General features: G+C 46.9%; 19 protein-coding genes. 7 read left to right on the plus strand and 12 right to left on the minus strand.

The window, feature by feature from the left end:
- Positions 1-411 precede the first annotated feature (411 nt).
- From H6F66_RS14975 to H6F66_RS14990, 4 genes are all read right to left on the minus strand, one after another.
- Positions 412-1,398: a PleD family two-component system response regulator gene (locus H6F66_RS14975; RefSeq protein WP_190422612.1), complete on the minus strand. Its 987-nt coding sequence runs from the start codon at positions 1,396-1,398 to the stop codon at positions 412-414.
- Complete coding sequence (locus H6F66_RS14980) at positions 1,395-6,893, minus strand: PAS domain S-box protein (protein WP_190422614.1); 5,499 nt, start codon at positions 6,891-6,893, stop codon at positions 1,395-1,397. The genes H6F66_RS14975 and H6F66_RS14980 overlap by 4 nt, the downstream gene beginning before the upstream one ends.
- 284 nt (positions 6,894-7,177) lie before the next feature.
- Positions 7,178-8,161: a YegS/Rv2252/BmrU family lipid kinase gene (locus H6F66_RS14985; RefSeq protein ID WP_190422622.1), complete on the minus strand. Its 984-nt coding sequence runs from the start codon at positions 8,159-8,161 to the stop codon at positions 7,178-7,180.
- Between the two features lie 211 nt (positions 8,162-8,372).
- A complete protein-coding gene (locus tag H6F66_RS14990) occupies positions 8,373-10,682 on the minus strand; it encodes a bifunctional (p)ppGpp synthetase/guanosine-3',5'-bis(diphosphate) 3'-pyrophosphohydrolase (RefSeq protein ID WP_190422734.1) in 2,310 nt (769 codons plus the stop codon).
- Positions 10,683-11,023: 341 nt separating this feature from the next.
- On the opposite strand from H6F66_RS14990, the gene patD reads away from it, so the two are divergent.
- The gene (gene patD, locus H6F66_RS14995) at positions 11,024-11,392 is read left to right on the plus strand and encodes a heterocyst frequency control protein PatD (protein ID WP_190422624.1); all 369 of its coding nucleotides are present in this window, start codon (positions 11,024-11,026) and stop codon (positions 11,390-11,392) included.
- A 49-nt stretch (positions 11,393-11,441) separates the two neighbouring features.
- Here the strand turns inward: patD and H6F66_RS15000 are convergent.
- A protein-coding gene (locus H6F66_RS15000; protein WP_190422627.1) for an IS1 family transposase occupies positions 11,442-12,163 on the minus strand; the annotation gives its coding sequence in 2 pieces (ribosomal slippage) (positions 11,442-11,875 and positions 11,875-12,163; 723 coding nt in all).
- Positions 12,164-12,345: 182 nt separating this feature from the next.
- Here H6F66_RS15000 and H6F66_RS15005 point away from each other — a divergent pair.
- The 5 genes from H6F66_RS15005 to H6F66_RS15025 all read left to right on the plus strand — a co-directional run bounded on the left by H6F66_RS15005 (position 12,346) and on the right by H6F66_RS15025 (position 18,963).
- Entirely contained in the window at positions 12,346-12,915 is a 570-nt protein-coding gene (locus H6F66_RS15005) for a zf-TFIIB domain-containing protein (protein ID WP_190422629.1), read from the plus strand.
- A 126-nt stretch (positions 12,916-13,041) separates the two neighbouring features.
- Positions 13,042-14,733 (plus strand): ABC transporter ATP-binding protein, encoded by a 1,692-nt coding sequence (locus H6F66_RS15010; protein ID WP_190422631.1) that lies wholly within the window; start codon positions 13,042-13,044, stop codon positions 14,731-14,733.
- Between the two features lie 165 nt (positions 14,734-14,898).
- A complete protein-coding gene (locus H6F66_RS15015) occupies positions 14,899-15,249 on the plus strand; it encodes an RNA-binding protein (RefSeq protein WP_190422633.1) in 351 nt (116 codons plus the stop codon).
- A 104-nt stretch (positions 15,250-15,353) separates the two neighbouring features.
- Complete coding sequence (gene rpsU / locus H6F66_RS15020) at positions 15,354-15,536, plus strand: 30S ribosomal protein S21 (RefSeq protein ID WP_190422635.1); 183 nt, start codon at positions 15,354-15,356, stop codon at positions 15,534-15,536.
- 457 nt (positions 15,537-15,993) lie between these two features.
- On the plus strand, positions 15,994-18,963 hold the full coding sequence (locus H6F66_RS15025; RefSeq protein WP_190422637.1) for a VIT domain-containing protein: 2,970 nt from the start codon (positions 15,994-15,996) through the stop codon (positions 18,961-18,963).
- Positions 18,964-19,055: 92 nt separating this feature from the next.
- Here H6F66_RS15025 and H6F66_RS15030 read toward each other — a convergent pair whose 3' ends face one another.
- From H6F66_RS15030 to aat, 3 genes are all read right to left on the minus strand, one after another.
- Positions 19,056-19,724 (minus strand): cyanoexosortase A system-associated protein, encoded by a 669-nt coding sequence (locus H6F66_RS15030; protein WP_190422639.1) that lies wholly within the window; start codon positions 19,722-19,724, stop codon positions 19,056-19,058.
- Complete coding sequence (gene crtA, locus H6F66_RS15035; protein ID WP_190422641.1) at positions 19,721-20,548, minus strand: cyanoexosortase A; 828 nt, start codon at positions 20,546-20,548, stop codon at positions 19,721-19,723. Before crtA ends, H6F66_RS15030 begins: the two co-directional genes overlap by 4 nt.
- 103 nt (positions 20,549-20,651) lie before the next feature.
- Positions 20,652-21,227: a leucyl/phenylalanyl-tRNA--protein transferase gene (gene aat / locus H6F66_RS15040; protein WP_190422643.1), complete on the minus strand. Its 576-nt coding sequence runs from the start codon at positions 21,225-21,227 to the stop codon at positions 20,652-20,654.
- Between the two features lie 138 nt (positions 21,228-21,365).
- Between aat and H6F66_RS15045 the strand changes: the two genes are divergently transcribed.
- Positions 21,366-21,695, plus strand: coding sequence for a hypothetical protein (locus H6F66_RS15045; RefSeq protein ID WP_190422645.1), 330 nt, complete (start codon positions 21,366-21,368; stop codon positions 21,693-21,695).
- Positions 21,696-21,751: 56 nt separating this feature from the next.
- Here H6F66_RS15045 and rpsN read toward each other — a convergent pair whose 3' ends face one another.
- The 4 genes from rpsN to serS all read right to left on the minus strand — a co-directional run bounded on the left by rpsN (position 21,752) and on the right by serS (position 25,334).
- The gene (gene rpsN / locus H6F66_RS15050; RefSeq protein WP_190422652.1) at positions 21,752-22,054 is read right to left on the minus strand and encodes a 30S ribosomal protein S14; all 303 of its coding nucleotides are present in this window, start codon (positions 22,052-22,054) and stop codon (positions 21,752-21,754) included.
- A gap of 73 nt (positions 22,055-22,127) precedes the next feature.
- A complete protein-coding gene (nth, locus tag H6F66_RS15055) occupies positions 22,128-22,865 on the minus strand; it encodes an endonuclease III (RefSeq protein ID WP_190422654.1) in 738 nt (245 codons plus the stop codon).
- Positions 22,862-23,953 (minus strand): RIP metalloprotease RseP, encoded by a 1,092-nt coding sequence (gene rseP, locus H6F66_RS15060; RefSeq protein WP_190422656.1) that lies wholly within the window; start codon positions 23,951-23,953, stop codon positions 22,862-22,864. Before rseP ends, nth begins: the two co-directional genes overlap by 4 nt.
- Before the next feature lie 103 nt (positions 23,954-24,056).
- Positions 24,057-25,334, minus strand: coding sequence for a serine--tRNA ligase (gene serS / locus H6F66_RS15065; RefSeq protein ID WP_190422736.1), 1,278 nt, complete (start codon positions 25,332-25,334; stop codon positions 24,057-24,059).
- Positions 25,335-25,581: the final 247 nt, after the last annotated feature.

Consider the following 25,581-nt stretch of genomic DNA (forward strand, 5'->3'; position numbering starts at 1 on the left):
AGAGGAAATGTTACAGATAGTGTTTTCTTGGGGTGTGCCATGTTGCTCCAATTGCGCTATTTTTGACGCAACGTTTGTTCTAGCTGGTGACGTTCTAGATTTAGGGATAGTTGCTGGAAGGTAAGTGGGGGGATTTCAATTTAGTAAATCTCATGTCTGAAAGATAAGCGATCGCAGGGCAATGTCTAGTGGTGTGTGATCTGGGTGTTTTAAAGTGTGTTTAAATTAATATGACATTGTGCTGTTATAGCGGTTTTTCTTCCAGTCGAACATACCTCGCATTACGGAACGTGGTAATCTATCTATTGCGGCTGTTGTGGATGAATGCAGTTGCCCGTAACCGCAACCATTGCGCGCCAGAGAATTGAAAATCACAAATCAATACATCTCGGTTAACGTTGTAATGTAACCTTAACCTAAATGTATCGAGTCGCCTACAGCGATCGCTTTCGTCGCCGCTTCAGATGAAACGCACCAGCGATCGCGTCCGCGTGCTTTCGCCTGATACAATGCCTCGTCAGCTGCCTTTAGCAGAGTAGCCGATGAGACATCAGGCATAGGAATTAGGCAAGCGATGCCCAAACTGAGCGTGACACACGGACTAACTGTGGACTTGGCATGAGCAATTCCTAAAGCCTTGACTTGCTCTCGGATTGTTTCTGCTATGTGTAGCGCACCAAAAATCTTAGTGTTGGGCAAGATCGCCGCAAATTCTTCGCCGCCGTATCGTGCCACTAAATCTGTTGACCTTTTTAAGGCTAGACGCAGGGCAGCGCCAACATTTTGTAGACACAAGTCTCCAGCCTGATGACCGTAAGTATCATTGTAAGGCTTAAAAAAGTCAATATCGCACAGGAGCAAAGATAGGGGCAATTTTTCTCGTGCCATATGCCGCCACTGTTGATCGAGATATTCATCAAACCGTCGTCGGTTTGCCAATTGAGTCAGACCATCGAGGCTGGCAAGGCGCTCTAACTTTTGGTTTGCCGCCTCCAGCTGGTTGAAGAGAAAAGAAGTTTGCAACAGACGGCGCACGCGCTGGCGCAGTACAGGCCAGTGGATCGGTTTAGTGACGAAATCAGTGGCTCCCACCTCAAAAGCTCGGTCAACGGACTGTTTGTCCTCAAGACCTGTAATCATCAAAACAGGAGTGCGATCGCCTCCGGGGAGCGCTTGCAATTGTGTGCAGCAAGTGAAGCCATCCATCACTGGCATGATGGCATCCAGCAAGACAATATGCGGGGCGAGGCTTTGGAAAGCGGCTAAGCACTCCTCGCCATTCTCAGCCTCAATGACTTTGTATCCTTCTTTCTCCATTGCTCGTCGCAGCAGACAGCGGATGATTCTGTCATCGTCCACCACAAGGACAACCGATTTGACAACAGAAAGCTCGTTCATTCTTGATGCCGCGCTCGTTCTTCTTGCAATCCCGTTTTAACACGTTCATACTCAGCTTCTATCTGGGATATAAGCGCTAGTGCGGCTGGATTGAATTGACCGTTTTTAGCGATCGCTTCTACTTGCTTACAAAGCTCAGATAGAGCGATCGCACCCAGCGTTGCACTGGTTGACTTCAGGGTGTGACCCGCGTGTCCCAGCGCCAGTGTATCCACGGCATCAGCGGAATTTCGCATTGATTGCAACAGTTTCGAGGCATCTTCCAGATAACTATCAATCACCTCCACCATAACGGATGCAGCATCGTCGCCAAACATATCAGACAGCGCTTGCAGTTTTGAATGGTCAATTGCTGGCTTGTTAATAAAAACCTCGGTTGCGTCGGCGGCTTGCCTGGGAAGCGGTCTACAAAGCTCTAGTGCCTCAACCAGCGCCGATCTATGAATCGGCTTGCTAATATAATTGTCCATCCCCGCCGCAAAGCATTCATCGCGATCGCTCTGCATAGCATTCGCAGTCATCGCAATAATCCAGGGACGTTCTTCATAAGGCAATTCCTGACAGATGTGACGAGTTGCCATCAAGCCGTCCATCTCTGGCATCTGGACATCCATCAGAATCACATCATACGGCTGGCGTTGCACAGCTTGCAGCACTTCCAGACCGTTGCTAGCAATATCAGCTCGATACCCCAGACTTTGCAACATATGCAGCGCCACCTTCTGGTTCACAACATTGTCTTCCGCTAACAGAATTCGTAACGGCAACCGTTCGTGCATGGGATCAATTGGCACTTGTGAAGAGTGGGAATATGGTGAAGCGGGCAACTCGCCCAGGATACCGCTCAAAACATTGTAGAGCTGAGAGTGTTTAATTGGTTTATTCAGGAAAGCCGCAAAATTGACTTCGCACTTCTCAATAGGCGTATCTCCTTTGCTAATAGAAGTCAACATCACCAGGGGCAAATGCTTGCCTCTAGCCAGAGTGCGAATTTCTGTTGCTAAACTCAGACCATCCATATGCGGCATTTGCATATCCAGAATGGCGATGTCGAACACTTCCCCACTGGCAAGCCAACGCAGTGCTTCTTCCCCAGAAGCAGCAGCACGAGGAATCATTCCCCACGAAGTCGCCTGCAATGTCAAAATTTGCCTGTTTGTAGCGTTGTCATCCACAATCAGCAGCTTTTTCTCAGCCATCATCTTGTGCGGATTTAAGTAGTCAACAGGCGAGGGATTGGGAACAGATGGTGCTAGCAGGGTGAAATAAAAGGTAGAACCTAGCGAATTGGGGATTGGGGATTGGGGATTGGGAATTGGGGATTGGGAATTGGGGATTGGGAATTGGGGATTGGGAATTGGGACTTCCTTCCCTTGTTCCCCAGTCCCCAGTCTCCAGCCCCCAGTCCCCAGCCCCCAGCCCTCAGGCGAATTTCCGGCAATACTGATTTCTCCAGAAGCAGCTTTACTAACAACCCACATTTTACCGCCCATCAATTCGCTCAACCGATGACTGATGGCAAGGCCAAGACCAGTTCCTCCATATTGGCGACTGGTAGAAGAATCAACCTGGCTGAAGGCTTTAAACAGCCGATCCATCCGTTCTTTAGGAATACCAATGCCAGTATCTCTGACGGCAAATTGGATTTCATAAATAGGGGATGGGGAAGAATTGTCCCCAGTCCCCAATGAAGTAACTTCAACAACGACTTCCCCTGCTTGGGTGAATTTGACAGCGTTGCTGAGCAGATTTACTAAGATTTGGCGTAACCGAGTGACATCCCCTGCGATCGCGATTGGCACAGAAGGATCTATCAGGTACGCTAATTCCAGGTTTTTTTCTGCCGCTTTGTGCGCTAGTAAGTCGAGGGATTCTTCTATACAGCAGCGCAAATTAAAAGGCTGTTCTTCCAGATCCAACTTGCCAGACTCGATTTTAGAAAAGTCGAGAATATCATTAATGATGCAAAGTAAAGCATCCCCACTGCTGCGAATGGTTTCGGAAAAGTCTCGCTGAGTAGGGGAAAGTTCCGTGTCAAGCAACAAACCAGTCATACCAATCACCGCGTTCATGGGGGTGCGGATTTCGTGGCTCATTGTCGCTAAAAATTCACCTTTGGCGCGGCTGGCGGCTTCCGCCTCTCGTTTTGCTTTTTCTAAGGCAAAATTTTGCGTGGTTAATTGTTCGCGTTGGCGCGTTTCTTGCTCTAAAAGTCGGGCTTGCGCCAAGGCGATGCCTACTTGATCTGCTACGGCTTCTAATAATTCGATTTCATCATCTGTCCACTGGCGGAAGTCGTGGCACTGATGTAAGCCTATGGCACCGTTTGGTTCTCCTTGATAGGAAGTGCGAATCGCCAACATGGATTTGAGGTTGATTTGCTGGCATATCGAAGATGCTGCGTCTAGCAAAGGATCGATGTAGACGTTTGAAGAGACAACGGCCTGATCTTGACCTATCATCTTTTCAGCATGAGGATTGCCGATAATTGGCACTTCTATACCCAAAATTGATTCATACCCAGGCTCTAAATACTCAGCCATAAATGGAATTTTCGGTTCCGTGGGCGTGAGAAGATATGAGTGTATGACACAACGATTGACGGCAAAGGCTTGACCGATTTGGGTAGCTGTGGTTTGGAAAATTTCCAGGGTATGCAGCTTGGCGCGAATCTCTTGGGTAATGCTTTTAAGCAGCCAGGCTCTGGAAACTTGCCGATTTAGGGCGTTGTGGGCTTTTTGATGCTCAATCTGGCTACCCACCCACTGCGCCATTAGCTTCAAAAGCTCTTTGTCTACAGCTTTAAATTTTTGACTTCGCACCTTAGCACTGGCGAAGCTGAGAGTGCCGTAAATCTCCCCGTCCACGATGACGCGGACTCCCATATAAGCTTCTATTTTTACTGCCTTGTAGGCAGAATGATTGCACCATTGGGAATCGCTCTTGGACTCAAAGCTAATTGGTTCGGTTGCTTGCAGCGCCGCGTGGCAATAGGTCTGCTCTAAATCTAAAATATCTCCTTTTTGCAGGCAATTGTCCTGTGTTTCGATTCCTCGAACTATCAAGCGTTTCTCGTTACCACCAAAAGCCACGCTTTCAAGTTCCGTTAAAATCCCAATTTCTAAACCAAATCGCCAGCATCCCATATTCAGAAGCTGTTCGATGCGTTGGTCAAAGTTGAGGTTTTGGGCAGCAGTTACTTCATAAAGTAACCGAATTGCTGCCTCGCTCTGTCGCAGTTCTTCCTTTGCAGCTTTTTGCTCGTTGATTATCTCGGTGAACATGATGATGCCACCAATTTCACCCCCAGTCTTACGCCAAGGATGTATTTCCCACCGCATCCAGCCTATTCTGCCGTCAGCACTCAGGAATACGTCTTCCTCACACTTCTGGACTGAACCAGCAAGAGTGCGCTGATGAATTTTTTTCCAGCGGTCAGGAATTTCGGGGAATACGTCGTAGTGAGAGCGACCGATGATGTTTTGGTCGCCTAGATTGTAATCTATCAGCCATTGGCGACTGGTGATGATGTAACGCATATGGCAATCAAGCATGGCAACGGCTGCTGGTGTGTTGTTCACGAACAGGCGCACGAGTTCTTCCCGCTGACGCAGTGCTTCTTGTGCCAGCTTTGCGCTAGTGATATCGCTGCCAATTCCCAGAAACCCGGTTACAGCACCTTGTTCATCGCGTAAAGCTGTCACTGATAGCAGCACTGGGAAGCGACTGTTGTCTTTACGAATGTAAGTCCATTCGCGCTCATCTAGCTCTCCCTGACGAGCGCGGGTCACAAATACTTCAAAACCTGGTTCAACAGTGACTCCCAGTTCTTGCGATAGTTCTGCGGCACGCTGCACTACTTCGTCTATGTCATGAAATATGGCAGGCGTGGTTTTCCCAATTACTTCTGAAGCTGCGTATCCTAAGCATCTCTCGGCGGCGGCATTAAAGGTGCAGATTGTGCCGTCTGGTGTGGTGGAAATGATTGTGTAGTTGGCGCTATCCAAAATTGCCCGTTGTAACCTGGTTGTCTCTTGTAGCTTCCGCTGTGCAAGTTTAGCGAGAGTGATGTCTATCGCTACACCCAATACTGCTGGAGTTTCTGAGCCAGCAGGGCTGAAGGGAATTTTAATAGATTGCATAATCCGCACATTGCCCTGGTGATCGGTGAGCGTTTCTTCGGGAATGATTTGGAGTTTTCCACTATTTATGACTTCTAAATCAGCTTCTAGGTACCGACGGGCATCTTCAGGTAATGGCACAAAGTCAACTTCGTTTTTGTACAACATTTCCTCAACTGTTGTACCCAATACCTCTGCGATCGCTTTATTGGCCATAATGTAATTGCCATTCTGGTCTTTGGCGAAAATGCAATGAGGCACCAAGTCGATTACCTGACGCAATACGCGATCGCTTTCTTTGGCCTGCTCTAGGGCGTCGAAGCGATCGTTTATATCTCTGAGGGTGCCAGAGGTGCCGATAATTGTTCCATTAGCGATGGTCAAGCGGGCGTGAATTTCTATCCAACGGTAGCCGCCGTCTTTAGTTAAATATCTAATTTCATGGCGACAATAATCTTTTTTGCCTTCAATTAATAGTTGAAATTTATCTATATTGTCTTGACAATCGTCGGGATGAATGTATTTGTAAAACTCAGTGCCGATACTTTCGGCAATAGAAAATCCAGTGATTTCTGTCCAGGCGGGATTGAGAAATGTCAATAATCCGGCTGCATCTGTCTGAAAAATTACTTCTTTAATATTGTCAATGACGGAGCGATAGTTTTTATTGCTTTTGTGCAGCATCTGCACAGCCCGCTTCCGCCTGCTATCTGAGCGTTCTAACTTAGCAATATTAACTCTAAGCTCCATCTGCGCGATCGCTTGCCGCCCCAAAGCTTGCAACCCCTGAATCTGCTCGTTTGTTAAATTTCGTGGAATCGTGTCTAGCGCACATAAGGTGCCAACAGGAAAGCCGTCCGGTGTCACTAAGGGAACTCCCGCATAAAACTGGATACTGGGATCTGACACTACCAGCGGATTAAGAGCAAAACGTTCATCTTCTAAGGCATTGGGTACGATCAGCGGTTCATCGCGCGAGAGAATGGCATGGGCGCAGAATGCCACTTCCCTAGGTGTTTCGGTTGCTTCTATGCCGACTTTTGACTTGAACCATTGCCGATTTGCATCCACAAGGCTAATTAAAGCAATGGGAGTGCCGCAGATATAAGAAGCCAGCGCCGTCAGGTCGTCGTAGGCAGCTTCGGCAGCAGTATCGAGAATTTGATAGCGATGTAGTGCCTGGAGCCTAGCCGCCTCATTGCTAGGACGGCTAGGTGCTGCCCAATTCTTAGGCGACGGTTGTGGCGCTTGAGGGGAAGAATCCTGCCTCTTGCCCCTAGACTTGACTTTTGAGCTTTTAAATAATGACAACTGATGCAGAAACTGCAAACAGTTGTTAGCCAAGTGTTGTAGGAGAGGATGGAGGACTTTCATAAGAAAAGATCAACTAGAGCTGAAAGATCGCTGGGAAATTTTCCTTTGAGGTTCTTGCTGAAAGGCTACCCCAACACGGCGTACCTGTCTAACCTTACGGAAATGCCCCAGGAAAATCGATTTGATAATTTGATTGATTTTTGTGCAAAACCCAGTAGATACACCAGTCAAAATCGCCCCTACTCCATGTAAGACCTCTTCCCTAGGAAGAGGTCTTACAATCTATGATTCCCAAACAGGGGGGTTAAATTTCATTCACGTCGATCAGCTCTTTATTTCTCCTGTCAAACTTCCTCAGACAGGATTGAGTTCTGCTTAGGCTCAATTGTGAGATTGGGTAAGCCTTCGAGTTTTTCTTTTTGTTGGGCTTCTTCGACTTGAGGCACCAGGAGGGTTAAGCCGCCGGGAACGCACTCAATGTCAACGGGAGTTGTGCCAATGATTTCCCCATCCAGAACGACTTTCTGGGGGGGATCGGTTCGTACTTGAATTCGTCTAGCGCGTAGATAACCGATGTCTTCTCTCTCGGCGGCATTACCACTTAAGGCGGTTTGGAGTAAGTGATAGGAAGCTGCGATCGCTCCTGCCCTGTTTACTGGTGCTACTACTGTTAAATCTAGCAAGCCATCATCCACAATTAGACCAGCTGGCCCTTGCGCCAAAACTGATGTGGGTGGTGCGGCGTTGGCAACTGTCACCGCCGCCGCCGCAAGTTTAATGATTTTGTCTTCTGTCTCAATCTCAACTTCAAACCTGTCGAAATCCCGCAGCTGTTGGAATCCGGCCAAGATATAAGCTAATATACCGAGGCGATTTTTAGTTTCCCTATCCGCCCGTTCCACCATTTCCGCCTCGAAACCAATGCCAGCTAGTAAAACCATTGGTTTGCCGTTACAGTAGGCGGCATCTACTACCCTGGTTGTCCCTCCCAAAATCGTTTCGCAGGCGGCATCTATGGTGTCGGGAATTCCCATCGCAGAGGCAAAGGCGTTGGCAGTACCCCGCGAAATGATACCCAGCGGAATATTGGTTCCCACTAAGGCTCCGGCGGTGGCTGAGAGGGTGCCGTCACCGCCGGAAGCAATGATGCTACTAGCACCTCTTTCAATGGCTTCTTTTGCCAGTCGAGTCGCATCAATGTCTGGTGTCGTCAGATATATATCCAGGTCAATTTCTGGATCTAAAAGCGCTCGGATTTGTGCCAAATCTCGGTCAGGGTCGCTTTGACCTGCAACTGGATTAAAGATGAGACAGGCAGAACGGTTCATAATCTTAGTTTTTAGTTCTTAGTTATTAGCCATTAGTCATTAGTTATTAGTTGTTAGTCATCAGCCCTTAGTCATTATTTATTAACGGGATGGGCAGTTCTTGATTTATCATAGGGCTGCTGCCCCGCCTGCTGTCATCAAACAGGCGGGACGCAGATATTCAAGAAAAGTTACAAATTGCGTTTGTTAGTCATCAGTCATTGACAACTGACTAATCACATCCCTGTCCCAGGCGACGCATATTGAGAACATCACTGATTTGGCGAATTTGGGTAAAGCAGCGCTCAAGTTGGTCGCAGTCGCGTACATCGATGCACAGGTCGATTACTGCTGGTCGTCCTTCAGATGTTTTCACTGTTGCACCGCGTACATTAATGTGGTCATCGCTCAAACGCGACAGGATATCGTTAAATATTCCCACACGGTCAAGCACTTCTATTTGAATGTTGACAGAGTATGTTTCGGGACGACCTGCTGCTGTGTTTATGGGGTTCCAGCTGACCGGGACTACGCGATCGCCCGCTACGTTAACCACATTGTTGCACCCTTGTCGATGAATGGAAATGCCGCGATCGCGTGTAACTACACCGATAATCGCTTCACCAGGCAGGGGCCCGCAGCACCCAGCGCGGTGATAAAGTAATCCTTCTACGCCAGCAATCGGGGATTTATTGGTATTAGTAGGAACAGAGCGTGTCGGTGTCGGCATTTGTACAGATGCGAGATCCCGCATTTCTACCGGGGCAGCCAATTGCGGCTGAGTTGCTTTGACGGCTTCGCGGATGCGATTTACCACCAAACTCAGGGTGACTTCGCCGTAACCTAAAGCAGCAAGTAAATCATCGACGCTGTGGTAGTTACATCGCTCAGCTACTGCTTGCATTGGTGTAGATTTCAGCAATGCTTCAAAGCCACTTTTACCCATTTCTTTTTCTAGCAGTTCCCGACCGCGGGCGATGTTTTCGTCGCGATGCGATCGCTTATACCATTGCCGAATCCGGTTTTTTGCCCCGGTTGTCATCACAAACTTCAGCCAGTCCAAACTAGGACGGCTGTTTTTCTGGGTGATAATCTCCACAATATCCCCATTCTTCAGCGGCGTGTCTAGCGTCACCATCCGCCCATTTACCCGCGCACCAGTGCAGCGATTTCCAACTTCTGTGTGAATTCGGTAAGCAAAATCAACCGGAGTGCTGCCACCAGTCAAAGGGACTACATCGCCTTGGGGTGTAAACACATAAACATCGTCATCAAATAAATTGTCTTTAACGTTTTCCAGGTATTCCTGGGCATCTTTCAGGTCGCTTTGCCATTCCAGCAGCTGCCGCAACCAGGTGAACTTCTCATCTACCGCCGTCATCTTAGTCCGGCTAGAACTCCCCGTTTCCTTATATTTCCAGTGGGCTGCAATTCCATACTCTGCCACATGATGCATTTCCAAAGTACGAATTTGCACTTCTAGGGGACGACCTGTTATTCCCACAACAACCGTATGCAGTGACTGGTAGCGGTTCGGCTTGGGTAAACCAATGTAGTCTTTAAACCGACCGGGAATCGGTCGAAAGGCATCGTGAATTACTGCCAAAGCCCGATAGCATTCTTCATTCGTCTCAACAATTAACCGAATCGCTGCTAAGTCGTAAATTTCATGAAATTCTTTCTGCTGCCGCCGCATCTTCTGATAAATTCCATAGAGATGCTTGGGTCGTCCGCTGATATCAAAGTAGTTGATTCCAGAGGAGGCGAGTCCCTGACGCAGAATTTCTACAACGTTTGCCAATCTGATTTCTCTGTCTACCCGTTTCTCCGCCACTAAATCTTGCATTTGGCGGTAAGCTTCGGGTTCGAGATACTTGAAAGTTAAATCTTCCAGTTCCCACTTAAAGCGCCCGATACCGAGGCGATTTGCCAGAGGTGCAAAGATTTCTCGCGTTTCTAAGGCAATTCGCCGCCGTTTATGATCCGGTAGGTGTTCTAGCGTCCGCATATTGTGCAGTCGGTCTGCTAGTTTGACTACAATTACCCGAATGTCCTGCGCCATTGCCAGAAACATTCGGCGGAAGTTCTCGGCTTGGCGTTCTGTCTTGCTGGAGAAGGTTTCGGAAAATTTAGAAAGCTTGGTAACACCTTCTACCAGATGACTCACTTCTGCGCCAAAGCGCTGTTCTATTTCTTCGATTGTGATTTCTGTATCTTCGACTACATCGTGCAGGAAGCCGGCAGCAATCATAGCACTGCCACCGCCAAGGTCGCGCAAAAGTCCGGCAACGGCCACGGGGTGGCAAATGTAGGGTTCTCCAGATTTGCGAGTCTGTCCTTCGTGCAGGGAATAAGCAAATTCAAATGCGCGACAAATCAAATCTGCATCGGCTAATGTAGGAGAGGGTTTGCTACCCGCACCTTCCGAGGTTGCCAATGAGGTGTTTTTTTGACTGTCGTTCTGCCCGGATAGCAAACATTCCTGTAGCCAGTCAGGAATAACACAGTTAATGGTAGTAGGAGTCTGAGTTTTGGTGTTCATACTGTCAAGCATCATAAAGAGTAAAAATAGCCAGTCAGTAGCGGATGGGTGGCAAAAATGCTAGGGGCTGCGTTGAAAAGTCCCTAGTATATTGGAATTTTGGATTTTTATTCAGCAAGGCTCGATGGTAAGAATATTGTCAGAACAAGAGAGATGCTATGGGAAAGCCGGACGAAGCGATCGCATTTTGTAACCACTTCTACGCTTTTTGCTTATTGCTCTTGCGCCGATATCAAACTTGCTTGAAGGTCACAAGCCTACACCAGTTACCTGATGTTCACCACTCGCCTTTCAGGAATAGACAAAATTCTTTACATTGATTCTAGCGGAACTAAGTGACAATGTTGCCCCAATCTTACCGCCAAGGCTATGAGAAATTTGCAATAGCTTTAGAGCTGCTGCTGCAAGCAGTGAGGGCTGATAATCAAGAGCCAGGACTGGTAAATGAGAGATTTCAAGCCTTAAAACAAGTTTATGCCCAAAATATCGCCATTTTCAGCGGCGAGGAGTTAACGTCCGAAACGTTTCCTCGGTGGCAGTCTTTCCAGACAGAAATAGTGCGATCGCAACGACTTCTAGAGATGGATGCGATGTTTTTGCAGGCTTCTGGCAATTCAGCAACTGTCCTTAAGAGGAAAAATGCGATGAGCGATCGCGTCTCTACTCTGATAAGCTACTGCGAAGCACTCCTGCAAGCAAAAAGCGAATAGCTGCCCTGATCCCCGTGTGAGAGAAGAGAAGCAAGAATTAAGGGTAGTGCTAAACAGGTAAGGATGCATTGTAGTGGTGAACGAAGTACCAAATTGCCCCGATATGGTTCTCCAACTTCTTAGAAAACGATAACGTCTTCCTCACTAAACGCGATACCCGCTGGCGCAAAGTGCAGTTAAACCGCTCAATATAACTGGTCTTACCACTGTCTTTACCCACACTTTGATGTCGCTTACTTGGAAAGACCTCATCGTACGCAGACCAAAAATCGGTGTAGGCAACCGCGCACTGTCGATACACTGTTGGCAATGCCTTCCACAATCCTTGTGCGCCCTCCCGACTGCGCTCGCCGACATACACCCCGACAATTTCTCGTGTTTCTACATCCAGTGCCAGCCAAATCCACTGCTTGTTGCCTTTGCTGCCCACAAACGACCACATCTCATCACACTGAATGGTTAAACGGCCTTTTTTTTTGTCGGTACCTGCACTTGCCGGGGCACGTTCTGATATTTTTCATTGACGTAACTTTGGAGCCAAGGTTCTGAAACACCAACGACTCTGGCAATCCCGGCTAAGGGAATCTTCTCCAACAGCAATTTATCAATTAAAGTTTTGGTTGCCTGGTCAATGATTTTGTTCTGGGGGTCTTGCACAAACTGTCTACCGCACTCACGGCATCTAAAGTTCTGTTTACCGTTATGGATTTTGCCGTTTTTGACGACGTGAGTTGACTGACAAACGGGGCAAGTTGGTTGGGAATCAGACATAGAGCTTCTGATGGAACTGTATTTCTCCTATCCTTACATCTTTAGGACTACCGAATTAAGATAGACGATTTGGCAGTTTTTTTTCAATGGGACAAGAAAAATAGCTGCCTTGTGGAAGTGCAAGATGTCACCACAAACCAGTAAATTAATAAAAAAATTGAACTGGGAGGGGAAAAGAACTGGTGAACTGTCCCAAATGTAAGAATGTACAACTACTCGACGGTACGCTGGAGGGAAATTTACCTGTAAAGCAGTGCCACGAGTGCAAGGGAACCTGGATTCCCTCTGTAGAATATGAGGCATGGCAGAGTAAGCAATCGCAAGTGACACCCGTAGATCCTGAATTGCTCTGGCAAACGCTGGATGTGAATTTTGTGCAGTCTCCCTACGATATGAAAGCGGCGCTGTGTCCGGAGTGCAGTCGCTATCTTTCCCGCGCCAAGGTGAATCTGAAGACAGCGTTTTATCTGGAACGCTGTTTAAATTGTTCTGGGATTTGGTGCGACAAGGGTGAGTGGGATGTGCTATCTAAACTAGGGCTGCATACTACAATTGAGCAGCTATTTTCCAGCGAATGGCAAACTCGGGTGCGGGAACGGCAGCAGGTTGATAAAGAACGCGAAGCCACAATCGAAAAACTAGGCCCAGACTTGGCATCGCAAATCTTTGAACTAGCTGAAGCTCTAGCAAAACATCCTAACGGAGATTTTGGTGTAGCCTATCTAATGCGGCAAGTAGGAGTTAGTAAATAATGGGAATTGGGGATTGGGGATTAGGGATTGGGAACCCTTGAAGATTTTTCACCCAGTACCCAGTCCCTTGTCTCCCCAGCCCCCAGTCCCCAATCTCCAGTCCCCAGCCCCCATCCCCCCTTCCCAATGAGTGAATCCCTGTTTTGTGTAGAAAATTTGCGAGTCGCCTATCCCAGCCGCCGATCTGATTCAATGCCTAGTTGGGCTGTGGATGATGTTTCTTTTACCCTGGAACCAGGAGAAAGACTCGGTTTGGTGGGAGAATCGGGTTGCGGTAAATCAACGCTGGGACGAGCTGCAATGCGCTTGTTACCAGCCTCGACTCGGATTGAGGGACGGGTGACGTTTGCTGGACAGTCGGTTTTTGATCTAACTCCACCCCAGTTGCGGCGGTTTCGAGGGGAAGCGGTGGCGCTGATATTTCAAGATCCGATGACGCGCCTTGATCCCCTAATGACGATTGGGAAACACTGTGTAGAAACTCTCAAAGCGCATCAACCGCAGCTGTCGCAGCGACAGGCGAAGGAAAAGGCGCTGTCTACTTTAGAGGCGGTGAAGATACCAGCCAGCCGATGGTCGCAGTATCCCCATGAGTTTAGCGGCGGAATGCGGCAACGGGTAGCGATCGCTCTGGCTTTGCTCCTCAATCCTAAGTTAATTGTGGCAGACGAACCCACGACCAGCTTAGATGTCACCGTAGCAGCGCAGATTCTACAGGAACTGACGCGCCTGTGCAACGAGCGGGAAATGGCGTTATTGCTGATTTCTCACGATTTGGCAATGGTGGGCGAATATTGCGATCGCATTGCGGTAATGTATGGTGGCAAAATGGTAGAAACTGGTGCCGCCAAGTCTATTTTTAGCAGACCGCAACATGAATATACGCGATCGCTCCTAGCCGCAGCTCTGCACCTCAGGGCAAAAGAGGGAGAGAGTGGGACGGTAGGATTGGGAGAAAAAGCCTTTTCCCCCCAACCCCCAGTCCCTCTTCCCCAGTCCCAAGTCCCGATTTTGCAACTCACAGATTTGCAGCAGCACTACACTTTAGAAAGCAATTTTTTTACCCAGATGTTTTCTAAGGAAGTCCCGGTTATCAAAGCGGTGGATGGGATCAACTTAGCGCTTTATCCTGGGGAAATTCTCGGCTTGGTGGGGGAATCTGGATGCGGGAAAAGTACCTTGTCCCGGACTATTTTGCAGCTAATTCGCCCTACTGGAGGGAAAGTTGAGTTTTTGGGGAAAAATTTAACCCAGATGTCTCAAGAGAGTGTAAGGGCAACGCGGCGGGAAATGCAAATGGTATTTCAAGACCCCCATGCTTGCTTGAATCCGTTGATGACGGTGGGGCAAAGTATTGCCGATCCCCTGTTTATCCACAAGCTGGCTACCCCTGATGAGGCGAAAGCGCAGGTGATGCAGATGCTTGAGAGGGTGGGGTTGACTCCTACAACTGAGTATTATCAGCGTTATCCATCGGATTTGTCTGGCGGACAGCAGCAACGGGTAGCGATCGCTCGTGCTTTGATTACCCGCCCGAAACTGCTAATTTGTGATGAGCCGGTGAGTATGCTGGATGCCAGTGTTCAGTCGCAGGTGCTTGCCCTAATGTTGGAGTTAAAGCGCGACTTCGATCTCACGTATTTATTTATCACTCACGACCTCTCAGTAGCAAGATTTTTGTGCGATCGCATCGCCGTTATGAATAGCGGTTGCATTGTCGAACTTGGTTCCACCGAAGACATTTTTACTAACCCCCAGCACCCCTATACTCAGACCTTACTGCAAGCCGCTCCTTTGTTAGTATCCCAGCAAATCTAAAAAGTTATGAACTTTGGTAAAAACTCAGAGTTATGCCCGTGTCTATGAACGAAATTTTGTGCTAAAATTTTCCAGAAGACTTAAATTCGGCTGTATGTTTGTTATTTCTATTGACAGGCGTTTCTCCGGATTAACTTTCTACACATCTGATTCTGGAGATATCCAATGTCTATCTATGTAGGCAACTTATCCTACCAAGTTACGCAAGAAGACCTCAGCAACGTATTTGCTGAGTACGGCACTGTTAAGCGGGTTCAGCTACCAACCGACCGTGAAACTGGTCGGATGCGTGGTTTTGGTTTTGTAGAAATGTCAACCGAAGCTGAAGAGAACGCTGCTATTGAGGCTCTTGATGGAGCTGAGTGGATGGGACGGGATCTGAAAGTAAACAAAGCCAAGCCCCGCGAGGATAATAAAGGTGGTGGCGGTGGTGGTGGTCGTTCTGGCGGCGGTGGCTGGGGCGGCAACAGCAGAGGCGGCGGCGGCGGCGGCGGCGGCGGCGGCTACAGACGCTAATAAAGCTATTCCGCTAAGGCAATCAACTTACTCATAATTGCTGGATATTAAAGCTTATTGCTCCTTACTATCCAGCAATTAAGCCAATTTTAGGAGAAGACAGGATGACCCAAGTAGTTGTAGGCGAAAATGAAAACATTGAGTCAGCCCTGCGCCGATTTAAGCGTCAAGTCTCTAAAGCTGGAATTTTTCCAGATATAAAACGCCAGCGTCACTTTGAGACTCCCCTGGAAAAACGCAAGCGCAAAGCGATCGCCAGAAGACGTAAAAAGCATTTTCGTTATTAAGTCTTAAAAAAGACTCTCATGCAAAAGGCAAAGAATTCTTTGCCTTTTGTATTTTTTAATGGGGATTTTCCTGCACAAATCCATATAGCTATAACAATCCTATTTGAGCTATGAAAGCTACCTTTTAAACCTTCCGCCTAGGCGCGACCGGAGGAGGAAAGGGGGAGTTTATATAACAACAATTCAAGCGTTAGGTGCCTACATCTATAGGGACATGGCAATGCCATGTCCCTACCAAGGTGGACTGGATGTTAGCTAGTAGAGTGGTAACGAAACCCAACTTTTCGTGCTGGTTTTCCCACCCTCAAAAGAGTTTACTAAATTTCGTACTTGCAAGAAAATAAACATTTTATTTTCTTAAAACTCCCACTGTGGGCGGCTTTTGGACTAATTATTCACCCTAATTATAGAAACGAAACGGCTAGAATGGCGTGAACAGTTTTCAAAAAAGGCTGCTATGACAACCTTCCCGCCTCAAGAAAGTACAGCCCACAATCAGCATCGGTGCTACTGCCTGAATCCTAATTGTAAGCAGCCAGAAAATTCTGGTAATGCAACTATCTGCTCTAGTTGCAGTGCAAACCTACTGCTACAAGATCGTTATCGAGCCATCCAACAAATTGGACAAGGTGGCTTTGGCAGAACTTTTCTGGCTACCGATGAGTCTAAATCATCCAAAGCACGTTGCGTAATTAAGCAATTTTTTCCTCAACAACAAGGTACTAACAATCGGAAAAAAGCAGCAGAGTTATTTCGTCAAGAAGCAACTCGCCTAGAGCTATTAGGTAAACATCACCAAATTCCTCAGTTGCTGGAATATTTTGAGCAAGATGACCATCAATATCTAGTACAAGAATTTATTGATGGGCAAAACTTAGCTCAAGAACTTGCCCAAAAAGGAGCTTTTAACGAAACAGAAATTCGGCAACTACTGCAAAGTTTATTACCCGTCTTGCAGTTCGTCCACAGCCATCAGATGATTCACCGGGACATCAAACCGGAAAACATTATTCGCCGCCGTAAAGATAACCATCTCGTATTAGTCGATTTTGGTGCTGCCAAATACGCCACTGAGACGATGTTAGGCAGAACAGGAACAGTAATTGGATCGGCAGCGTATACGGCTCCCGAACAAACTAAGGGTAAAGCCGTTTTTGGTAGCGATTTGTATAGTTTGGGCGTTACCTGTATCCATTTGCTGACTCAAATTCCGCCTTTTGATTTGAGCGATACCAGCGAAGATACCTGGGTTTGGCGGCATTTTTTACCCAAGCCAGTTAGTAAACAGTTGGGTAGTATTCTCGACAGAATGCTGAAAACTGGGACAAAGCACCGCTATCAATCAGCAGCGGAAGTTTTGCAAGATTTAAATTTGAGGCGGCTTCCAGTTGTTAACAAGTCTAAGAAAAAATGGCTGGTGGCGGGTGCCATTTTGCTGTTTGGATTTGTGGGAGTGAGGTATCTAGTATCTCCCGTGGCCCAGCAGGTTTCGATACCAGAAAATCGAGTGGCAATTAAGCCTCCAAAATCTGGCGGTTTATTGGGCACGGTAAATGGGCAGCAGCAGGCGTTTCCTCTAACACATACGGAAGTGATGGCGAAAGTTTCCGGGAATGTGTCGCGGGTGTCAGTGACGCAGACATTTACAAATCCCTTTAATAATCCTTTAGAGGCGGTTTATGTGTTTCCACTTCCGGATGAAGCGGCGGTGGATGATATGGAAATAAAAGTAGGCGATCGCATCATCCGAGGCAAGATCAAAAAACGCGCTGAAGCTAAACAAATTTACGAGCAAGCTAAGCAGCAAGGGCAAACTGCTGGCTTATTAGAGCAAGAGCGAGATAATGTGTTTACTCAGTCTCTTGCTAACATCAAACCAGGGGAAAAAATTGATGTCACCATTCGCTATACAGAAAGCCTGAAGTTTGAAAAAGGCAATTATGAATTTGTCTTTCCGATGGTAGTGGAGCCGCGTTACGTCCCCGGAAATCATGTTGCTGATGCCGCAAAAATTAACCCCCCAACCTTGTCAGCCGGAACCCGTTCTGGACAGGATATAGGCGTGACCGTGGAAATTGAGGCGGGAGTGCCGATTAGTAACTTGCGATCGCCTTCTCATCAAATCCTGACCGCCAAAGACGGTCGGATGATGCGGGTTGAGTTGAGCAAACAAAACGCAATTCCCAACAAAGATTTGATTTTGCGCTATCAAGTTGCCGGGAATGAAACTCAGTCCACAGTATTAACTGATGCAGATGAACGAGGCGGACACTTCGCCAGTTATTTAATCCCAGCAGTGCAGTATCAAAGCAATGAGATTGTACCAAAAGATGTGGTGTTTCTCATGGATACCTCTGGGTCGCAATCGGGCGAACCAATTCAGCAATCTAAAGAACTGATGCGGCGGTTTATCAATGGGTTAAACCCTAACGATACGTTTACGATTATTGACTTTGCCAGTTCCACAACTCAGCTTTCTTCCACACCCTTACAAAATACGCCGAAAAATCGACAAAAAGCGCTAGATTATATCAATCGCTTAGATGCAAATGGCGGTAGTGAGTTATTGAACGGCATTCAAACTGTATTGAATTTCCCAGAGGCTCCAGAAGGGCGGCTGCGGAGTGTTGTGATGATTTCTGATGGTTTGATCGGTGACGACGAGCAGGTAATTGCAGAAGTAAAAAAGCGTTTGAAGCCGGGAAATCGGCTTTATAGTTTTGGTGTTGGCAGTTCAATTAACCGCTTTTTAATCGACCGCATTGCCGAGGAAGGACGGGGAACTTCGGAAGTTGTACCGCCCCAGGAACCAGCGCAGAAAGTAGTTGAGAAGTTCTTTCAAGATATTAATAATCCCGTGCTGACGAATATTGAAGTTAGCTGGGAAGGTTCTGGAAAAGCACCAGAAATTTATCCTTTGAAAGCACCGGATTTGTATGCTAATCAGCCGTTGGTGTTGTTTGGACGCAAAGGCGATCGCGCTCGTGGTACTTTGAAAATTACTGGCATTGCTGCTGGTGGTAAGCGCTATGAGAAGAAGTTGCCGATTGATTTTGAGGGTGGTGGGAATGATGCGATCGCGCAACTTTGGGGACGCGCCCGAATCAAAGATTTGATGAATGAAATTTATGGCAATGAGAACCCAATAAATGTCAAAGCTGTTACAGATACAGCGCTGGATTATCGGTTGTTATCTAAATACACTGCTTTTGTCGCTGTCACTGAACAAGTGCGAGTTGATCCTAAAAAGACTCAGAAGGTGCAAGTACCAGTAGAAACACCGGAAGGGATGGATGCCGAATCAACTTATAGTGGCAGCGATCCAGTACCAGAACCAAGCCAAATTTTAGGCAATATTCTAGCAGTTGTCTTACTGGGGATGTACTTTACCTGGAAGCGATCGCAGAAATTGGAAAGTAAGCAATAATTTCAGGTTTTGGCAAAGGGGAATGAACCACGTTGGCGTTCGCTAACGTGGTTTATTTAAAATTGATTTTCTCTTGAACAATTATCAATCCTTCAAAAAAAGCGCGGACTCCACAATTTGTACCAGGAAATCCATGTTTTTTCTAAAACTTGATAAGCCTTTTCAGGAGAAGAATTATTTAAAGGAACCGACAAATGCGCCCAAAGACAACGCACATCCCGCAAATCTGCCTCACCTAGCAACCAGGGAAGAAAACGGCTCAACCGCACATCGTAGATATATCTGTTGCGCCTAAACTGATAATCTGTCACCGTACTACCGCCACGCGGATTAATGCAAGCACTCAGATAAGCTCGTTTTTGATAAACAAAAAGGCTATAAAAACCTATCCCATGCTGTTGACGTGAAATTGGTAGAGGTTGATCGGGAGACGACGGTATATTTGTATATTTATTAATATAAAGTCTGATATTTCCATCCGTCTTAACCAAATATCGCATTTCTATATCCAGTGGAAAACCATTCTGGATGTAGCGATAATGCCTTCCAGAAATGTATTCAGACGACTCAGCAATTTGATCGACTAAGGGCCTGCTTGCCAAAGGCTGCCATTCCGGTAAGGAAACTGCTGCGGGAAAAACCAAAGAGGGCTGGATGCGATCGCTTAAACTGGGATACAAAATTGACTTTGCCAGCACAAACAAGACACTGCCAAAGGTTGTAGCTAACAGGGAAATCCGAATTTTTTTCCAGCAGTTCATGATTGTAACTTTACAGTTTTTAGTACCATAAAATGGCAAAATAATCCGAAAATTAATACAGCACTCGTAGAAAATATTAGCGAGCCATCTCCTGTATGCCAGTATTCAAAAGCTTGTTGATGAGATAATGCTACTAAAACAGCCATAAGGGCAACTCGCACCCCATTAACCGCAAATCCCAAAACCACAGCCACAAAAGGCAGCAATATTTTTTTTGTTAAATTAGTAGGAACCATTACTAAAATAATAAATGCTAGTCCCAGAAGCTGGAGTATTAAACCTATACCAGAACAGCCAGAGTAAACCTCTATAGAACCTTTAGGTAGAATAATAAAGACTCCCTGAAGAGATACTTCAAACCCCAAAATCCAAAGAACAAAAGCTGCAAACTTAGCTGTGAATATAGATATATCACCAATTAATAATATCCATCCTTGAGCTATGGCTAGAAAAGCCAACAATAACAGTTCCTGCCAATATTGTCTTAATCCCTTCAAACCGGAAGCAAGAAGACATAAGCCTAGTAGAGAAATGAAAGGTGAGATGCGAAGAAAAGAAACAGAATTAGACAGATGCAGACTTTTAATCAGCACCAAAATAATCAAGGATGCACCAAAAAAGCTAGAAAAAACTCCACTTTCAAGATTTAAAGTGTCGCGTTTTTTCCAAAGCAGGGACGATACAGCCAGCCAAAATAGGAAACTTGTACTCAGCAGTTCAGTATTGTCACTTCTCCAAGTCAAATGAAGATGAAGAGTAATTAAAGCTGCTGCGATCGCTAATACCCAGAATTTTAACTCTTTGACAACTTTCAGGTTGCTCATGATTAAATTAAAAGTTTAATCTGTAGCTATAGCAATCTTAATCCATTGATGAAATTCTCTTCTTCTGCGCCCAGTCGCGTCTGGGCGGTTCATTGAAGAATTGCTACATCAGAAAACACTGACGTTGTAACGCTTCCTGCAACAAAATTTGATAATCTGTATCGTCAATTATATAAGCACCAAAACGTTCCAAGTGGGGATTCATCATTTGAGCATCGAAAAAAACAAACTGGCGCGATCGCAATCTTTCTTGCAACTTGACCATCGCCACCTTCGACCCCTCCGGAATTCGGAAAAACATCGACTCGCCAATAAAAGCACCGCCGATGACAATTCCTAAAATTCCCCCCGCCAACTCATCTCCCTGCCAAGTTTCAAAACTATAAGCCCAACCAGCTTGATATAATTTCCAGTAAATCTTCTTTAACTCAGGCGAAATCCAGGTGGTTTCCCTGTCCGCACACCCAGCAACAACCGCTTGAAAATCCCGGTTGACAGCGACAGTGAAGCGTTCCTGGTTGAGGACGCGCCTAAGTGAGGTTGGGTAGCGGAATCGGTCATCTAGGGGTATCATCGTCCGCTGACGGCTGGAGTACCACCCCAAGTTATCATCGTCATCCGCCATCAGAAAGTAGCCTTGAGCATACCCCTGGATAATGTTGGAAATATCAAATTCCATGCACTTAGCCCGACAGGGTTGTAGATATCCCGAAACAGCAGCGTGCAACCTTAATATTTAAAATACTGCCTTCACTTTTAAAATCGTGAAATTGGCAGATGAAATTTAAAAGCTGATACGCAAAAATTGATAGATCAAATGCCTGAACCAATTCCACCCATCACACTACCACCAGCCGAAAATGCCCAACAGGAAGGCGAATGGTTGCAAAAATCTTTACATACTTGGCTTGACCAAGAATTTATCCCAGAGCCTGTCAATCAGGAAATAGCCCGCCGAGCGTCCCAAATTTATGTCCGTCAACGGATGGAAGGGGAAAACGATCTGGGTTCCTTAGTTATTGCTATCCTGACAGAAATGCAGGCGTTTGACTTTTCTAAGAGTTTCTACAGCGAGTTTGCGATCGCTAATGCCGTCAGCGATTTACTTTTAGACAGCCTTGGCATTGACCGCTGTTGTGGTCAATAGTTAATAGCCATTAGTCCTTGGTCAAACACAATCAACTAAGGACTAAGGACTAAGGACTACCAGCTAGACTTAACCACACCAGGTAACAGGCCTTGGTGCGCCCATTCCCGCATGACGTTCCGAGACAGACCGAAATCCCGATAAACACCTCTAGGACGACCAGTTACCCAGCAGCGGTTCCGCAGTCTGGTGGGCGCACTGTTGCGAGGCAATTGCTGGATTTGGCGATGAATTGCCAGCTTTTGTTGTTGGGTGGTTGCATTATCAAATTCTTCCTGCAACGCTGCACGCTTATCGGCATACTTTTCTACCAGCCGCTCGCGCTTTTTCTCCCGCTCAATCATGCTCTTTTTAGCCATGAATCAATTCTTCCGCAGATTTAGACACCATTCTCCATTATATTCTAAACATCAATAATTTGTTTAGTCCCCGTTAACGGGGAGGGTTAGGCAGGGGTTCTTCAGGGATGGCAAGAGGAACCGTGACTATGCTTACCTGTCCAGAATTTGACTGGGACACATTGGCAGAAGGACACAAATCGGCAAGAACGCAAGCATCGCATTCAGGATTCCGAGCCTTACAAATTGCCCGACCGTGGTAAACCAAACGAATTGACCAGTTTTCCCATTCTTCAGAGTGGGGTAATATTCTCATCAAATCCCGCTCTATACGAATCGGGTCTGTGTGTTCTGTCAAACCCAAGCGGTGAGAGAGACGCTTTACATGAGTATCCACCGTCACGCCCTGATTAATACCGTAGGCATGAGAGAGAACCACATTAGCCGTTTTACGCGCCACCCCTGGCAATTCCAGCAACAATTCCATTCGTTTTGGCACCTCGCCGCCAAACTTTTCCAAAATTAGGCGGCTTGCCCCTTGAATATTTTTCGCCTTGTTGCGATAAAAACCAGTGGAACGGATCAAATTTTCCAACTCGATAATATCAGCGTTTGCCAAAGCGATCGCATCAGGAAACCGAGCAAATAACGCTGGTGTCACCTGATTTACCCGCTCATCCGTACACTGAGCCGAGAGAATAGTTGCCACCAACAGCTGCACTGGCGTTTTGTAGTTCAGCGTACAGGGGGCAACTGGATACAGTCGCTTCAGGCGAATTAGAATCTCCAAAGCCCGCTGCTGCTGGCTTGACGATTTATGAGTAATGCTCACTGAAATAATCTTTGTACCGACTCCAAGTTAAAAGTGTCTCGCACAATCAAGAAAATGCCTAAACCCAATAGCAGCATCAATCCGGTTTGCATAATGCCGTCTTGGATTTTTGTGGGCAAAGGCTTACCCCTTAAGCCTTCAATCAACAGGAAAGCCAGCTGACCGCCATCCAGGGCGGGTAAAGGCAAAATGTTGATGATAGCCAGGTTAATGCTGATGAGGGCAGCAAACTGAAACAGATTTGCTGCATCTGACTTGGCAATATTTGCCCCAAGTTCCACAATCTTAACCGGGCCTGCGACCTGATTAGCTGTTTCGCCAAAGTTACTGATTAGCAGCCCAAAACCCTGAACTGTTAAAGTCACTATTCGTTGAAATTCTGTGGCAGCTGTAGTGAAAATTTCCACAGGATTATCCAAGTGCCGACGGAGTGGTGTACCGTTAGGAGCCAGCTTGACACCAATGCGACCTTTTCCATCTGCGCCTGGTTCTGGTGTCACAGTCAAAGATATATTTTGACCCTGACGCTCGATACTCAGTGGGATGGGCTGGTTGGGATGGTCTTGAATCACTTTCATCAGCGTCGGGATGGCTTCCCTAGATGCTTTGAGTGGTTGACCATCTGCCAACAGAACCACATCTCCGGCTTTGATGCCAGCCTGGAGTGCGGCAAAAGTAACATCTGAGGCGACTGGAGTAACCAGAACCCCAGGCTTGTAGTTAAAGTCTGGAATGCCCACAAAGCCGAGTTGAGTCACAAGGAGCAAGTAGGCAAAAACTAAGTTGGCGATAACACCAGCACTGATGACAATCGCTCTATCGAGGATGGGGCGGTTGCGTAGCAGATTGGGGTCTTCGGGGGGAATATTGCTGTCGGGGTCATCATCGGGGAAACCAACAAAACCGCCTAGAGGAAAAGCGCGGACGGCATACTCGGTTTCCGTTCCCTGGTATTTCCACAAAATCGGCCCAAAACCCAGAGAGAAGCGATTAACGTGAATCCCCTGAAGACGAGCTGCCATAAAATGACCCAGCTCGTGTACCACTATCAAAAGCGCTAAGACTGCGATCGCCGCGAAAACTGGCATACTTATATTTATTCAACTTAACTACATACTTCTTCATTCTACGGTGCTGTAAAAGCTAGGAGTCAGGAGTAAGAAATTAATAACTCATAACTCCTGCCTCTCTTCACAGAACCTCACGTCCCAGATAAGGTTGCAGCACTTCCGGTATCCTGATTCCATCTGGTTGTTGATAGTTCTCCAGAATCGCCGCCATTGTCCGCCCTATCGCCAAACCTGAACCATTTAGGGTGTGGACAAACTGGGTTCCCTTCTTCCCAGTTTCTCTAAAGCGGATACTGCCGCGTCGCGCCTGAAAATCCTCAAAATTCGAGCAGCTGGAAATCTCGCGGTATTTTCCAGCAGAAGGCAACCACACCTCCAAGTCGTAGCACTTCGCCGCACTAAAACTCAGGTCGCCAGTGCATAACTCTATCACCCGATAAGGCAACTGCAACGCCTGCAAAATAGCCTCCGCGTCCCTTACGAGCGATTCATGCTCTGCTGGTGAAGTATCAGGATGGACGAATTTCACCAACTCGACTTTATTAAACTGGTGCAGTCGAATTAACCCCCGCGTGTCTCTCCCATAGCTACCAGCTTCCCGACGAAAACAGGGAGTATAAGCACAGTGATAAATGGGTAGCTGGGACGCTTCCAAGATTTCATCCCGATAGAGATTCGTCACTGGTACTTCCGCTGTGGGTGCCAGCCACAAATCATCTTGGTCGCATTTGAAGCTTTCTTCAGCAAATTTGGGCAGTTGACCTGTAGCTTTGAGGGATTCGCTGTTGATGAGAAATGGTGGAATAACTTCCACATAGCCTGCTGCGATTTGTCGGTCGAGCATGAAGCTAATCAAAGCTCTTTCCAGCGCCGCACCAGCACCGATTAAAGTTACAAATCTGCTTTTAGCGACTTTGACAGCACGCTCAAAGTTGAGAATCCCCAGTTTCTCGCCAATTTCTTCATGAGGCAGAATATTAGAGTTTTGGGGCAGATATTCATCACCCCAGCGGCGTACTTCTACATTCTCTTCTTCACTTTTACCAATAGGTGTGGACTGACTGGGTAAGTTAGGGAGAGCTAACAAAAGTTCTTCTATTATGGCTTTCAGCTCTCTTTCTTGCGGTTCTAGTTCGGCAATCTGAGCTTTGACAGAGTTGCCTTCTTCCCGCAGCGTTTGAATTTCTGCGCCATTGGGGTCACTGCCAGATTTAATTTTTTGTCCGACTAATTTACCAATTTCGTTACCCCGCGCTTGCAGCTGACTTCGCTTCGCTTCGAGTTCCCGTTGCTGCTGGTCTAGCTGCAAAATCGGCTTTATGTCATGATGAGCGCCTTTATGATTCAGTCGCTCTTGAACGTCTTGTGGATTTTCCCGTATCTGCTTAAGGTCTAGCACTGCTTCTTCCCTAGCTGTTGCTGCCAATACATCAGGATATCCTGTTTGCAGAACAGCTTATATTGATTTTAGATTTTGCGGCAGCGAAAAAATTTCCGATGGAGTTAGTGTAGCGGCTGCTCTGTTGCGCTAACTCTTCGCGTATGTCGCTGTTGTTCTAGCATATGCGCTTTCTTCGCTATAGCTGGGATGATTTTGGATTTTGCCAAGCACCGAGTTCTCCACGCCTCAAAAAGAGGTAGGTGAT

Origin of the sequence: Trichocoleus sp. FACHB-6 (assembly GCF_014695815.1) — a bacterium.
GTDB lineage: Bacteria > Cyanobacteriota > Cyanobacteriia > Cyanobacteriales > FACHB-T130 > Funiculus > Funiculus sociatus.

What these genes read in the sequence shown, in the direction of transcription:
- rpsU (WP_190422635.1), top strand. Translation starts at nt 15,354, where the DNA reads ATGACCCAAGTAGTTGTAGGCGAAAATGAAAACATTGAGTCAGCCCTG.
- H6F66_RS15010 (WP_190422631.1), top strand. Translation starts at nt 13,042, where the DNA reads ATGAGTGAATCCCTGTTTTGTGTAGAAAATTTGCGAGTCGCCTATCCC.
- rpsN (WP_190422652.1), bottom strand. Translation starts at nt 22,054, where the DNA reads ATGGCTAAAAAGAGCATGATTGAGCGGGAGAAAAAGCGCGAGCGGCTG.
- H6F66_RS14980 (WP_190422614.1), bottom strand. Translation starts at nt 6,893, where the DNA reads ATGAAAGTCCTCCATCCTCTCCTACAACACTTGGCTAACAACTGTTTG.
- H6F66_RS14990 (WP_190422734.1), bottom strand. Translation starts at nt 10,682, where the DNA reads ATGAACACCAAAACTCAGACTCCTACTACCATTAACTGTGTTATTCCT.
- H6F66_RS15025 (WP_190422637.1), top strand. Translation starts at nt 15,994, where the DNA reads ATGACAACCTTCCCGCCTCAAGAAAGTACAGCCCACAATCAGCATCGG.
- patD (WP_190422624.1), top strand. Translation starts at nt 11,024, where the DNA reads ATGTTGCCCCAATCTTACCGCCAAGGCTATGAGAAATTTGCAATAGCT.
- rseP (WP_190422656.1), bottom strand. Translation starts at nt 23,953, where the DNA reads ATGCCAGTTTTCGCGGCGATCGCAGTCTTAGCGCTTTTGATAGTGGTA.
- H6F66_RS14975 (WP_190422612.1), bottom strand. Translation starts at nt 1,398, where the DNA reads ATGAACGAGCTTTCTGTTGTCAAATCGGTTGTCCTTGTGGTGGACGAT.
- H6F66_RS14985 (WP_190422622.1), bottom strand. Translation starts at nt 8,161, where the DNA reads ATGAACCGTTCTGCCTGTCTCATCTTTAATCCAGTTGCAGGTCAAAGC.
- crtA (WP_190422641.1), bottom strand. Translation starts at nt 20,548, where the DNA reads ATGAGCAACCTGAAAGTTGTCAAAGAGTTAAAATTCTGGGTATTAGCG.
- aat (WP_190422643.1), bottom strand. Translation starts at nt 21,227, where the DNA reads ATGGAATTTGATATTTCCAACATTATCCAGGGGTATGCTCAAGGCTAC.
- H6F66_RS15015 (WP_190422633.1), top strand. Translation starts at nt 14,899, where the DNA reads ATGTCTATCTATGTAGGCAACTTATCCTACCAAGTTACGCAAGAAGAC.
- H6F66_RS15030 (WP_190422639.1), bottom strand. Translation starts at nt 19,724, where the DNA reads ATGAACTGCTGGAAAAAAATTCGGATTTCCCTGTTAGCTACAACCTTT.
- H6F66_RS15045 (WP_190422645.1), top strand. Translation starts at nt 21,366, where the DNA reads ATGCCTGAACCAATTCCACCCATCACACTACCACCAGCCGAAAATGCC.